The sequence below is a fragment of the Pseudomonas sp. FeS53a genome (assembly GCF_000931385.1).
Classification (GTDB): domain Bacteria; phylum Pseudomonadota; class Gammaproteobacteria; order Pseudomonadales; family Pseudomonadaceae; genus Metapseudomonas; species Metapseudomonas otitidis.
The window spans coordinates 146,445-158,766 of the sequence record NZ_JYFT01000056.1; the positions used below are offsets into that span (position 1 = coordinate 146,445).

Here is a 12,322-nt window from a genome sequence, read left to right on the forward strand (position 1 = left end):
AGGAGCCGGTCAGACGCCAGGAGCGGCCAGCGTAGGAAGCCGACTAACGGAGCCCGCCGGACGGAACCGCCTCGGCGCCACAGCACGCGGCGGGAAACGGGCCAGGGAACGGTTCGCCGCGCGCGTAGCCGGCCATGATGATGGCCAGGAACAGCACGGCCACTGCGCTGAACAGCACATTGAGGGGGTTGGGCTCGCCCATGGGTCAGTCCTTCGAGGTCAGGGAGCAACACAGGATCGACCGGCACCACGGGCAAGGGTTCAAGCATTTTTCACCGACGCTGAACGGCCACCGACCTGACGGACGGTCGCCACCGCAGGGTCAGCCGCGCGCCGCCACCGCGCGCTGGTTGGACGCCAGGATGTTGTCCGGCTCCAGCGCCCGGCCCGCCTCCACCGCCGCCAGCCAGTCCTGAGTGCTGGCCACGGCGCCGAAGCCGGCATGCAGCACCACGGTGACCACCCGATGGATCTCCTCGGCGGTGACCGAACCGGCGGCGTTGGCGTAGGGCAGCGAGCCGGTGGCGTCGTTCAGCAGCTCCACTGTCCAGCCCTCGTGGGCAGCCTGGCGCACCGTGGAGTCGTCGCAGTGGTGGGTCATGTAGCCGACCACCGTGAGGGTGTCCACGCCACGGGCACGCAGCCAGTCACCCAGGCCGGTGCCGTACAGGGCGCTGGCCTCCTCCTTGTCCACCAGCAGGTCATGGGGGCGACGGGCGATCTCCGGGTGCAGTTCGGCGGTGGCGCTGCCACGGGCGAAGATCGGCGTGCCTTCCGGGGTCAGGTGCCGCACCACCACCACCGGGATGCCGGCAGCGTGGGCCGCATCCATGGCGCGGGTGATGTTGGGCAGCGACTGGCTCACCGGCGGGTACTCGATCAGCAGGCTGCCGTTGAAGTACTCGTTCTGCACGTCGATGACGATCAGGGCGCGTTTCGGGGACTGGGACATCAGGGGCTCCTCGCAAGCTCAGGCAGTGAAGGTGGCGAGGATTGTTGGCCAGCCCCCCTGCGACGCACGAGCGGCCCAGTTGCCAAGTTCCGCTAAGATCGGGCCAAGCCAACCGGAGCCCCTCCATGCCAGCCCCCGTGATCGCCGTGGTCGCCTTCGACCACATCAGCCCCTTCCACCTGTCCGTGCCCTGCCTGGTATTCGGCGAGATGCAGCCCGATGCGCCGCCCTTCGAGCTGCGCGTCTGCGCGGCGGAAGACGGCCCGCTGCGCACCAGCGCCGGTTTCCAGATCAGCGTCAGCCACGGCCTGGAGGCCCTGGAGGACGCCCACACGGTGATCGTCCCCAGTTGGCGCGACCCCGACGAACGCCCGCCGCAGCCCCTGCTGGATGCACTGCTCGCCGCCCACCAGCGCGGCGCCCGCCTGGTGGGGCTGTGCCTGGGGGCCTACGTGCTGGCCGAAACCGGGCTGCTCGACGGCCAGCGCGCCACCACCCACTGGGCCTGGGCGCGGGACTTCAGCGCCCGCTACCCGGCCGTCGACGTGGACCCGGACGTGCTCTACCTGGAAGCCGGCAACCTGCTCACCTCCGCCGGCACCGCCGCCGGGCTCGACTGCTGTCTGCACCTGCTGCGCCAGCACTGCGGCGCCGAACGGGCCAACCGCGTGGCCCGGTTGCTGGTGGTGGCGCCCCACCGCAAGGGTGGCCAGGCGCAGTTCATCGAACAGCCGCTGCCCGCCAGCGCCCGCGATGACCGCCTCGCCGGGCTGCTCGACTGGGTGCGCGCCAACCTGCGCGAACCCCACAGCCTGGACAGCCTGGCCGAGCGCGCGCTGATGAGCCGGCGCAGCTTCACCCGGCACTTCCGCCAGCTCACCGGCACCACCCTGGGCGACTGGCTGCTGGCCGAGCGCCTGGCCCTGACCCAGCGCCTGCTGGAGAACACCGACCAGAGCGTGGAGCAGATCGCCACCCTCGCCGGCTTCGGCTCGCCCGCCTCCCTGCGGCACCACTTCGGTCGTCACTTCGGCGTCTCGCCGTCGGCCTGGCGACAGAGCTTCCAGGGGAGCGCTTCGTAGCAGCGCGGCCGGCATCCCCGGGCTGAAGCCCGGGCTACGGTCACGCCTGGGGTTTGGGCTGCAGGTCCATCAGCTCGATCCAGGCCTTCAGGTTCGCCCCCAGCATGCCCTTGCGCCACATCAGCCAGGTGGTGGCGGTGGCGAAGGGTTCGGCCAGCGGGTGAATCGTCACCGCCTCGCGCCCCGGCATGCTCTGCAACATGGAGCGCGGCATCAGCGCCACCCCGCCACCGGCCACCACGCAGGCCAGCATGCTGTGGTAGGACTCGATCTCCATCACCCGGCCCATGGCCACCCGCGACTCGGCGAACCAGCGCTCCAGGCGCTTGCGGTAGGAGCAGCGCGAGCGAAAGGTGTAGACCGCCGCCCCTGCCACGTCCGCCGCGCTGGCCACCGGCCCATGGCCGAGGGCGGTGATCAGCACCAGCGCCTCGTCGAACAGCGGGATGCCGTCCAGGTCGGCGTATTCCAGCGGGCCGTCCACCAGCGCCGCGTCCAGTCGACCGGCCACCAGCCCCTCCACCAGTTCGCCGCTGGGCTGCGTCTGCACCTGCAGGTTCACTGCCGGCCAGGCCCGGTGGTAGCGCGCCAGCATCGGCGGCAGGTGGATGGCCGCCGTGCTGTACATCGAGCCGATGAGGAAGTCCCCCGCCGGCTCGCCGACCTTGATCGCCGCCTCCGCCTCGGCCTGCAGGGCGAACAGCCGCTCGGCATAGCCCAGCAGCACCTTGCCCGAGGCCGATAGCTGCAAGCGCTGGCGCTCCCGCAGGAACAGGTCCACGCCCAACTGCTCCTCCAGTTGCCGCAGCCGCGTGGAGAGGTTCGACGGCACCCGGTTGAGGCGCTCCGCCGCGCGGGCGATGGAGCCGGATTCGGCCACCGCCTGGAAGATGCGCAACTGGCTGAATTCCATGGCATGCATTCTCTTTTGCTGAATGAGTTGTTCTTTATTATTCGTTTTTTATGAACACCGCAACGCCCTAGCATGGTCTTCCGATGTCCTGCATGGAGCCCTGCCATGGCCCCCTCGATCCGCATCCTCGCCAGTCTCCTGGCCCTCATCGCCGCCATGGGGATCGGCCGCTTCGCCCTGACCCCGCAGCTGCCGCACCTGATCGCCGAAGGCCAGGTGGACCTCACCGCCGCCGGCCTGGTAGCCGCCGCCAACTACCTCGGCTACCTGGTGGGTGCGCTGGACGCCCTGCGCGCCACCACCGCCCAGCGTGCCCGCCGACGCCTGTTCGGCGGGCTCTGGGTGGGCGTGGCGATCACCCTGGCCTCGGCCTGGGCCGAAGGCTTCTGGGCCCATGCCCTGTTGCGCTTCGCCGCTGGCGTCACCAGCGCCTGGGTGCTGGTGGTGGTGACCGGCCTGGCCGCCCAGGTGGCGGCAGACGCCGGACGGCCGCGCCTGGGCGGGCTGATCTTCACCGGGCCCAGCCTGGGGGTGATCCTCACTGGCCTCATCGCCCTCGGCCTGAACCTGCAAGGAGCGGGTTCGGCCCAGGCCTGGCTGGCCTTCGGCAGCGTGGCGCTGGTGCTGGCGGCCATCGCCCACCCGTTGCTGCCGCGTCCGCGTGCCGCCTCGGCGACTGGCGCGATGCAGGCCGGGCCGCGTCCGGCGGCCTTCTACCCGCTGCTGGTGGCCTACAGCCTGGTGGGGATGGGCTACATCCTGCCGGCCACCTTCCTTTCGCAGATGGCCGCCAGCCAGTTCCACGGGCACTGGCAGGCAGACCTGTTCTGGCCGGCCTTCGGCCTGGTGGCGACCCTGGGGGTGCTGCTGGTAAGCCTGCGCCGCCCCGGCATGGGCAGCACCGGTCGCTGGCTGGTGGGGGCGCTGTGGCTGCAGGCGCTTGGCGTGCTGGCCTGCCTGTTCCCGGGCATGACCGGGCTGGCCCTGGGCGTGGTGCTGTGCGGTGCGCCCTTCCTCGCCAGCATGTTGCTGGTGATGCAGCGAGCGCGGGAAATCGACCCCCAGGGCCACGCCCGCAACGTCGGCCTGCTGACTGCCGGCTTCGCCCTCGGCCAGCTCAGTGGCCCGCTGCTGGCGGCCCTGAGCAGCCACTTCAGCGGCGGCCTGCGCCCTGCCCTGCTGCTGGCCGCCGGCGCCCTGCTGCTGGCGGGCGGGTTGATGCTGAAGGCGCGGGAAGCCGTGAAGGTGAACAGCGTTGCGACGTGCCGGGGTTGAGCCGCAGGGCCCGGGTGCCACCTGACGGTCCCGGGCTGAAGCCCAAGCTACGCAGGGAGTACAGGATCAGCCGGGAAGGCCTCGCGCTCTTCCTCACGCAGGGTCAGCACGCGGAAGCCGGTCTCGGTGACCAGCACGGTGTGCTCGAACTGGGCGGAGAGGCTGCCGTCGCGGGTGATCACCGTCCAGCCGTCGGCCAGGGTGCGCACCTGGCGGCGGCCCTGGTTGATCATCGGTTCGATGGTGAAGGTCATGCCCGGCTCCAGGCGCAGCCCCTGGCCGGGCCGGCCGACATGCAGCACCTGGGGGCTTTCGTGCATCTGCCGGCCGATGCCATGGCCGCAGAACTCCAGCACCACCGAGTAGCCCATGCGCTCGGCGTGGGTCTGAATGGCATGGCCGACGTCCCCCAGGGTCGCGCCCGGGCGCACCACGCGGATGGCGTCGTACAGGCACTCGCGGGTCACCCGCACCAGCCGCTTGGCGTCCTCGCTGATGCGGCCGACGGCGTACATCCGGCTGGTGTCGCCGTAGTAGCCGTTCTTGATGACGGTGACGTCCACGTTGACGATGTCGCCCTCCTTCAGCACCTCGCTGGCCGACGGCCAGCCGTGGCAGACCACGTGGTTCACCGAGGTGTTGACCGTGTACGGGTAGCCGTACTGGCCCTTACTGCCGGGGATGGCGTCGAGGGTCTCGACGATGTAGCGCTCGCAGAAGGCGTCGATGTCCATCGTGGTGATGCCGGGCACGATGAACGCCTCCAGCGCCTCCAGCACCCGCGCGGCGAGCCGCCCGGCCACGGCCATGCGCGCGATCTCGTCGGCGGTCTTGATCGTCACCTTGCTCATTGCACCGCCTCTTCCGCTGCACCGGCGCCTTCCAGCTCGCGGGCCTCGCTCATCAGCCGGCGGATGATGTCGGCGTAGGTCAGCTCGGGATGCGCCTCGGCGAGCATGCCGATGCGCATCCAGTGCTCGGCCTGGGCGTTGATGGAACGGGACATGGCCCGGCAGGCGACGCGGGCCTCCTCGTGCAGGGAATCCGAGATCTTGACGATGCCCATGGCAAATACTCCATATACGAAATGCTACATAACATAGCACTTCGGATTGGCCCATGGGGTACACGCAACGATGAAACGAGGGCAGTCCGGCGCAGCCAGACCCGCCACCTTCTGGCCCCGAAACTCGCCAGGCCAGGCGAACCAGGCGGCCTCGGCTGAACCCGCGAATCAACCACTCACGGAATGAAAGGGCCGCATAGCGGCCCTTTTGCACTGCCCTGCTCAGGTCCCGGTCTTGATCTTGGTCCAGGTCCGCGTGCGGATGCGCTCCATCTTCGGCGGCAGCATCTCCACGGAGAACAGCTTGGCCTGCACCTCGGCCGGCGGGTACACGTTGGGGTTGTCCCGCAGCTCGGCCGACGTGAGCGCGTCGGCAGCCTGGTTGGGGTTGGCGTAGGCCACGTGGTCGGAGATCGGCGCCACCACTTCCGGCTGCAGCAGGTAGTTGAGGAAGGCGTGGGCCTGCTCGACGTTCTGCGCGTCCTTGGGGATGGCCAGGACATCGAACCAGGCGGCGGTGCCTTCCTTGGGAATGCGGTATTCCACCTTCACCCCGTTGCCGGCCTCGCGGGCGCGGGCGGCGGCCTGCATGGCGCCGCCGGACCAGGCCAGGGCCACGCACACCTCGCCGTTGGCCAGGTCGCTGACGAACTTGGAGGAGCTGAAGTAGCGCACGCTCGGGCGCAGCTTCTCCAGCAGCGCTTCGGCCTTCTTGTAGTCCTCCGGGTTGCGGCTGTTGGGCGGCAGGCCCAGGTAGTGCAGCACCTCGGGAATCACCTCGGTGGGCGAGTCGAGGAAGGCCACGCCACACTGCTTGAGCTTGGCCAGGTTGTCGGGGTTGAAGATCAGGTCCCAGGAGTCCACCGGGGCGTTGTCGCCGAGCACCGCCTTCACCTTGTCGACGTTGTAGGCGATGCCGTTGGTGCCCCACATGTAGGGCATCACGTACTGGTTGCCCGGGTCCTTGGCGGCCAACACCTTGAGCAACGCCGGATTGAGGTTCTTCCAGTTGGGCAGCTTGCTCTTGTCCAGTGGCTGGAACACACCGGCCTTCATGTAGTTGGGCAGGAAGCCGTCGCTGGGCACCACCAGGTCATAGCCGGAGTGGCCGGACAACAGCTTGGCCTCCAGCACCTCGTTGCTGTCGTAGACGTCGTACTTGGGCTGGATGCCGCTGGCCTTGTGGAAGTTCTCCAGGGTGTCGGGGGCGATGTAGTCGAACCAGTTGTAGATGCGCACCACCGGCTCGGCGGCCACGGCATTCAGCGAGGCGCCCAGGAGGGCGCCGGCGAGCAACAGGCGGGCGCTCATCGGGCAGCCCCTTCGTAGCCCTGCAGCACGTTCACCGCGTTGACGCCGATGGCCTCGACGGCGTAGCCGCCTTCCATGATGAACAGCGTCGGCAGACCGAGGGCGGCGATGCGCTGGCCCATGCGCAGGTAGTCCGGCGAATCCAGCTTGAACTGGGAGATGGGGTCGTCCTTGTAGGTGTCCACGCCGAGGGAGATCACCAGTGCGTCCGGGGCGTAGGCGGCGATGCGCTGGCAGGCATCCTCCAGCGCGGAGGACCACCCGTCCCAGGCGGTGCCATGGGGCAGCGGGTAGTTGACGTTGAAGCCCTCCCCCGCGCCCTCGCCGCGCTCGTCGGCATGGCCGAGGAAGTAGGGGTACTCCACCAGCGGGTCGCCGTGGATGGAGGCGAACAGCACGTCGTTGCGGGTGTAGAACAGCTCCTGGGTGCCGTTGCCGTGGTGGTAGTCCACGTCGAGGATGGCGACCCGCTTGGCGCCCTGGTCGAGGAAGGCCTGGGTGACGATGGCGGCGTTGTTGAAGAAGCAGTAGCCCCCCATGAAGTCGCTGCCGGCGTGGTGACCCGGCGGACGGCACAGGGCGAAGGCGGTGCGGGCGCCCTGGCGCATGTGGTCCTGGGCGGTCAGCGCCACCTGGGCGGAGCTGTACACGGCCTGCCAGGTGCCGGGGGTGATGGGCGCTTCGGTGTCGAAGCTGTAGTGGCCCAGCTCGCCCATCAGTGCGGTGGGGATGGGGCCGTCGCGACGCAGGCGACGGGCCGGGAAGGTGGTGGAGACCAGGTCGCCGCTGTGGCCTTCGGCCTCCCAGCGGGCCCAGGCGCCCTGGAGGAACTTCACGTAGCCGGCGTCATGCACACGGAGGATGGGGTCGAGGCCGAAGTCACGCGGCTCGATCACCTCGCCCAGCGCCTGCTGGCGCACGCGGGCGAGCACGGTGTCGGCGCGGCTGGGCATTTCGAAACAGGGCTGGAGCTTGCCGTCGACCAGTTCGGACTGGCCGAAGTGGAGGCGATGATCGTCGCTGTACACGGTCAGCATGGGGGCGTACCTCATCGGGGTTCTTGTTGTTGGTGAGCCCGATTCTCGGCCGCCGCCCCCGCTTTGAGCAGTGGGGGTAATGGCCAATAGGGGATCGAAATGGCCAACATGGCTGGCCACGTCAGGTCTTATACCCCGCCTACGGACCGGCTACCGCCCGTAGGATGCGGTGAGCTCGGCGAACCGCATCGAGCCCGCGTCGCACGGCCAACGATGGGCTTCGCACAGCTCAGCCCATCCTACGGTTGCCGTCGTAGCCCCATCGCCGGCCGGGTCGTGAGTCGTCAGCCTCGGAAGTGGCTGGGTGGCTGGCCGCTCCAGCGCTGGAAGGCGTGGCGGAGGCTGGCGGTTTCGCTGAAGCCGAGGATTTCGGCGATGCGGTAGATGGGCAGGTCGCCTTCGCGCAACAGGGCCTTGGCCCGTTCGAAGCGCAATTCGTCGAGCAGTTGCTGGTAGCTGGTCTGCTGCTGGGCGAGGTGGCGGCGCAGGCTGCGGGTGGAGGTGTTCATGGCGCGTGCGAGTTCGTCGAGCCCGGGCGGGGTGGCGAGGCGCTGGGCCAGGAGATCGCGCACCCGCTCCAGCCAGGCGCGGCGGGCGGCGAATTCAGCGTTCTGCCGGCGGCACTGTTCGAGCATTTCGCTGTGGGTGACCGGGTCGGCCAGGGGCAGCGGCCGGTCGAGCCAGGCGGCGGGGAAGCCGAACCCGCTGCGACCACGGGCGAAGCGCGGGGCGCGCTCGAATACGCGGCGGTAATAGGGCGCGGCTCCAGCCGGTTCGGGGTAGTCCAGCTCCAGGGCGGACACGGGCAGCGGCTGACCGAGCAGGTCGGCGCAGATGACCCGCAACGAGCCCAGGCACAGCTCGGTGTTGAACGGGCGCAGGGCTTCGTCCTCGCCGTAGCCGCTGGCCAGCAGCCAGGCCAGCTCGCCTTCGCGCTCCAGGCGCAGGTGGAAGTAGGTGCCGAGCAGCACGGGGTAGCCGAGGCCGATGCGCAGGGCGTCGCCGAGGGTCGGGGCGGAGAGCAGTGCGTAGCCCAGCAGGCCATAGGCGGAGATGCGGGTACGCTGCCCCAGCTCCAGCCCGAGGGCGGGCGAGCCGGCCAGGCGCACGGCGTTGGCGAACACCTGCTGCTCCTGCCCGGGGTTGATCAGCCGACGCAGGTCGCGCAGGTCGTCGACAGTGATGCCGCTGCCCTCCAGCACGGCATCGGCCGCCACGCCGCGCTCGGCCATGCAGGCGACGGTGAGGGTGGACATGTGCAGGGAGTTGAGCCAGCTGGCGCGGGAGAAGAGGGTCTCGGCCATGGCATCAGGTTTCGCGGGGCGGGTGGGCGTACGGCATGCAGGCATTCCAGGTGGGCTGGCGCTGTTCTGTATGCGTTTTCGCCGGGCAAGTCAAAGGGCCGGCCACGAAAAAGGGAGCCTGGCGGCTCCCTCTTCTGGCGGACCGGGCGGGGATCAGGACAGGAAGCCGCCGTCCACGTTCAGGGCCACGCCGGTGGTGTAGCTGGAGGCTGCGCTGGCCAGGTAGAGCACGGCGCCGGCCATTTCGCTCGGGTCGGCCACGCGCTTGAGCGGGATGCGCTGCAGGGCGACGTTGAGAATGGCGTCGTTCTTGGTCAGCGCCGAGGCGAACTTGGTGTCGGTCAGGCCCGGCAGCAGGGCGTTGCAGCGGATGCCGTACTGGGCGCATTCCTTGGCGAACACCTTGGTCATGCTGATGACCGCGGCCTTGGTGACGGAGTAGATGCCCTGGAACTCGCCGGGGGATACGCCGTTGATAGAGGCGACGTTGATGATGCTGCCGCCACCGTTCTGCTTCATCAGCTTGCCGCCTTCGATGGACATGAAGTAGTAGCCGCGGATGTTGACGTCGACGGTCTTCTGGAAGGCCGACAGGTCGGTGTCCAGGACGTTGCAGAACTGCGGGTTGGTGGCGGCGTTGTTGACGAGGATGTCCAGGCGACCGAACTGCTCGCGGATCTGCGCGAAGACGTTCTGGATCTGCTCCATTTCGCCGATGTGGCAGGCGATGGCGGTGGCCTTGCCACCTTCGGCGACGATGGCATCGGCCACGGCCTGGCAGCCGTCGATCTTGCGGCTGGAGACGATCACGTGGGCGCCCTGCTGGGCCAGCAGCTTGGCGATGGCTTCGCCGATGCCGCGGCTGGCGCCGGAAACGAAGGCGATCTTGCCGTCGAGGTCGAACAGTTGGGTCTTGGACATGGGGTTCCCCTTGTAGTGGTCCGGTTACAGCCGGGATTGGCCGATCACCTGGAGGCTCATCTGCTCCAGCAGCTTGTTCATGTGGATGAACTGGGCGAAGCGCTTGTCCTGGGTCTGGCCGTGGAAGAAGCGGTAGTAGATCTGCTGGACGATGCCGGCCAGGCGGAACAGGCCGTAGGTGTAGTAGAAGTCCAGGTTGTCGATGGGCGGCAGGCCGGCGCGCTCGGCGTAGTAGTCGGCGAATTCGCGGCGAGTGAGCATGCCCGGCAGGTGGCTGGGCTGGCGGCGCATGAGTTGCACCGGGGCCGGGTCCTTGGCCTCGATCCAGTAGGCCAGGGTGTTGCCCAGGTCCATCAGCGGGTCGCCGATGGTGGTCAGCTCCCAGTCCAGCACGCCGATGATCTTCAGCGGGTCGCTGGGGTCGAGGATGACGTTGTCGAAGCGGTAGTCGTTGTGGACGATGCCGGGCTTGCCGTGGTCGGCAGGCATCTTGTCCTTGAGCCAGGCGCGAACCGCTTCCCAGGTGGGCGCGTCGGGCGTCATGGCCTTCTCGTAGCGGTCGCTCCAGCCTTCGATCTGGCGGCGCACGTAGCCGTCGGGCTTGCCGAGGTCGCCCAGGCCGCAGGCGTTGTAGTCGACGTTGTGCAGTTCGACGAAGCGGTCGATGAAGGTCTTGCACAGGGCGCGGGCACGGGTTTCGTCCAGGCCCAGCTCGGCCGGCGCATCAGCCCGCAGGATCACGCCCTTGACCCGCTCCATGACGTAGAACTCGGCGCCGATCACCGAATCGTCGGTGCAGTGCACGTAGGCCTTCGGGCAGTACGGGAAGCCGGCATTGAGCTGGTTGAGGATGCGGAATTCGCGGCCCATGTCATGGGCGGACTTGGCCTTGTGCCCGAACGGCGGGCGACGCAGGACGAACTCCTGTTCGGGGTATTCCAGCAGGTAGGTCAGATTCGAGGCGCCGCCGGGGAACTGGCTGATGCGCGGGGTGCCGCTGAGCCCGGGGATGTGCGCCTTGAGATACGGGTCGATGGCCGCGGCATCGAGCTCTTCGCCGTCGCGGATGCGGGTGGACTGATCTGTAAGCGTCATGCTTATCCCTTCTACTTATGATTAGGACCCATGATTATTCGCAAGCCTAATGCCGCCGAGGGGGCGCCTCAAGCACGAACAACCGTTATAGGCAGGCGTGTTGCCACTCGATCAGGCTGCCTGATTGGCCCGGTGCAGAGCCTTCCGGGCGAAAAAAAACCGGAGCCCAGGGACTCCGGTTTCGGGTGTTTCCGGTTCGGCCTCGCCGATCAGACCGGGAACAGCTCGCCGAGCTTCATGGCGAGCATCATGTCGCCTTCGGCGCGCAGCTTGCCGCCCATGAAGGCCTGCATGCCGTCGGTTTCACCGGTCATGATGCCGACCAGGGTCTCGGTGCTCATGATCAGGGTGACGTTGGGGTTCGGGGCATCGCCCTGCTGTACGTCGCAGGTGCCGTCCTTGACGACCAGGTAGTGGTTGTCGCCGTCTTCGATGTTGAACTGGAATACCAGGTCCAGGCCAGCGGCAGCACCGGCGTTGAACTTGGACTGCATGTTTTTGACGATGTCAGCAACGGTGGTCATGGTTCGATCCTTTGTTTTTCAGGTTTTATAACGGCCTTGCGGCCGGTGGGCCGGGCTCATCGGTAGGTGATGAGTTCCGGCGCCCTCAACAGCTCCAGATGCACATGACTGTTGAAGGAAGCCAGCGCCACATCCCGCCCCCGGAACTTCAGGCGCGAGAGGGAAGTATTGACGATCTGCCAGTTGAGCTCGAACGCCCGGTCGGCCGGCACACCGGCCACCAGGTGGAGCAATGCGGTGATGGTGCCGCCGGAGGTGAACACGGCGATGTTCTGCTTGCTGTCCGCCCGCTCCAGCACCCGCTCCAGACCGCTGCGCACCTGGTCGACGAAATCGACCCAGCTCTGCAGCTGCGGGGCGTCGTAGTCGCCGGCCACCCAGCGCAATACCAGGCTGGAGAATAGCCGCTGGAACTCGGCACGGTTCTGCGCGGCGTTGCGCATGATGTGTAGCGCCTCGGGCTCCTGCTCCAGCACGCTGGGCAGCAGGGCGCGGATCACCGCATCGGCATCGAATTCATTGAAGGCGGGGTCGACGTCCACCTCGGGTGCGGCCAGGCCGGCGGCCCGCAGGCGCTCCAGGGCGGATTCGGCGGTGTGGCGCTGGCGCTGGAGGCTGCCGGCGACGCATCGATCCAGGCGCACGCCGAGGCGGGCGAAGTGCTCGCCGAGGACTTCGGCCTGGCGAACTCCGACGCTGGAAAGCACGTCGTAGTTATCGGCGCCGAAAGAGGCCTGGCCATGTCGGATCAGGTAGATGCTGCCCACGTACGCTGCCGTCCCGGGACGTTGAAAGTTTCGCGAGGTTATGGGGAAGCACAGGGGCTGTCAACGAAAAAACAT

The 12,322-nt window shown here is 68.1% G+C and carries 14 protein-coding genes; 2 read left to right on the forward strand and 12 right to left on the reverse strand.

What is annotated here, in order from left to right:
• Positions 1 to 43: 43 nt before the first annotated feature.
• Positions 44 to 202, reverse strand: a complete 159-nt coding sequence (locus tag SZ55_RS28315; RefSeq protein ID WP_160298844.1) for a hypothetical protein — start codon at positions 200 to 202, stop codon at positions 44 to 46.
• A 120-nt stretch (positions 203 to 322) separates the two neighbouring features.
• The gene (locus tag SZ55_RS16500) at positions 323 to 955 is read right to left on the reverse strand and encodes a cysteine hydrolase family protein (protein WP_232060868.1); all 633 of its coding nucleotides are present in this window, start codon (positions 953 to 955) and stop codon (positions 323 to 325) included.
• A 122-nt stretch (positions 956 to 1,077) separates the two neighbouring features.
• Between SZ55_RS16500 and SZ55_RS16505 the strand changes: the two genes are divergently transcribed.
• Positions 1,078 to 2,034, forward strand: a complete 957-nt coding sequence (locus SZ55_RS16505) for a GlxA family transcriptional regulator (protein WP_044408432.1) — start codon at positions 1,078 to 1,080, stop codon at positions 2,032 to 2,034.
• 40 nt (positions 2,035 to 2,074) lie between these two features.
• Here SZ55_RS16505 and ptrR read toward each other — a convergent pair whose 3' ends face one another.
• Entirely contained in the window at positions 2,075 to 2,947 is an 873-nt protein-coding gene (gene ptrR, locus SZ55_RS16510; RefSeq protein WP_044408434.1) for a putrescine utilization regulator PtrR, read from the reverse strand.
• A 105-nt stretch (positions 2,948 to 3,052) separates the two neighbouring features.
• Between ptrR and SZ55_RS16515 the strand changes: the two genes are divergently transcribed.
• Complete coding sequence (locus SZ55_RS16515) at positions 3,053 to 4,222, forward strand: YbfB/YjiJ family MFS transporter (protein WP_044408436.1); 1,170 nt, start codon at positions 3,053 to 3,055, stop codon at positions 4,220 to 4,222.
• Positions 4,223 to 4,269: 47 nt separating this feature from the next.
• On the opposite strand, the gene map is transcribed toward SZ55_RS16515, so the two are convergent.
• The 9 genes from map to SZ55_RS16560 form a co-directional block, all read right to left on the reverse strand.
• The gene (map, locus tag SZ55_RS16520) at positions 4,270 to 5,073 is read right to left on the reverse strand and encodes a type I methionyl aminopeptidase (protein WP_044408439.1); all 804 of its coding nucleotides are present in this window, start codon (positions 5,071 to 5,073) and stop codon (positions 4,270 to 4,272) included.
• Positions 5,070 to 5,288: a ParD-like family protein gene (locus SZ55_RS16525; protein ID WP_044408442.1), complete on the reverse strand. Its 219-nt coding sequence runs from the start codon at positions 5,286 to 5,288 to the stop codon at positions 5,070 to 5,072. The genes map and SZ55_RS16525 overlap by 4 nt, the downstream gene beginning before the upstream one ends.
• 222 nt (positions 5,289 to 5,510) lie before the next feature.
• Entirely contained in the window at positions 5,511 to 6,599 is a 1,089-nt protein-coding gene (locus SZ55_RS16530; RefSeq protein WP_044408445.1) for an extracellular solute-binding protein, read from the reverse strand.
• The gene (locus tag SZ55_RS16535; RefSeq protein WP_044408449.1) at positions 6,596 to 7,636 is read right to left on the reverse strand and encodes a histone deacetylase family protein; all 1,041 of its coding nucleotides are present in this window, start codon (positions 7,634 to 7,636) and stop codon (positions 6,596 to 6,598) included. The genes SZ55_RS16530 and SZ55_RS16535 overlap by 4 nt, the downstream gene beginning before the upstream one ends.
• A gap of 284 nt (positions 7,637 to 7,920) precedes the next feature.
• Positions 7,921 to 8,940: an AraC family transcriptional regulator gene (locus SZ55_RS16540; RefSeq protein ID WP_044408452.1), complete on the reverse strand. Its 1,020-nt coding sequence runs from the start codon at positions 8,938 to 8,940 to the stop codon at positions 7,921 to 7,923.
• Positions 8,941 to 9,093: 153 nt separating this feature from the next.
• Complete coding sequence (locus SZ55_RS16545) at positions 9,094 to 9,861, reverse strand: SDR family oxidoreductase (RefSeq protein ID WP_044408455.1); 768 nt, start codon at positions 9,859 to 9,861, stop codon at positions 9,094 to 9,096.
• A 24-nt stretch (positions 9,862 to 9,885) separates the two neighbouring features.
• Positions 9,886 to 10,956: a phosphotransferase family protein gene (locus SZ55_RS16550; RefSeq protein ID WP_044408457.1), complete on the reverse strand. Its 1,071-nt coding sequence runs from the start codon at positions 10,954 to 10,956 to the stop codon at positions 9,886 to 9,888.
• 209 nt (positions 10,957 to 11,165) lie between these two features.
• A complete protein-coding gene (locus tag SZ55_RS16555) occupies positions 11,166 to 11,480 on the reverse strand; it encodes an SCP2 sterol-binding domain-containing protein (protein WP_021221784.1) in 315 nt (104 codons plus the stop codon).
• Between the two features lie 56 nt (positions 11,481 to 11,536).
• The gene (locus SZ55_RS16560; RefSeq protein WP_044408474.1) at positions 11,537 to 12,247 is read right to left on the reverse strand and encodes a histidine phosphatase family protein; all 711 of its coding nucleotides are present in this window, start codon (positions 12,245 to 12,247) and stop codon (positions 11,537 to 11,539) included.
• Positions 12,248 to 12,322: the final 75 nt, after the last annotated feature.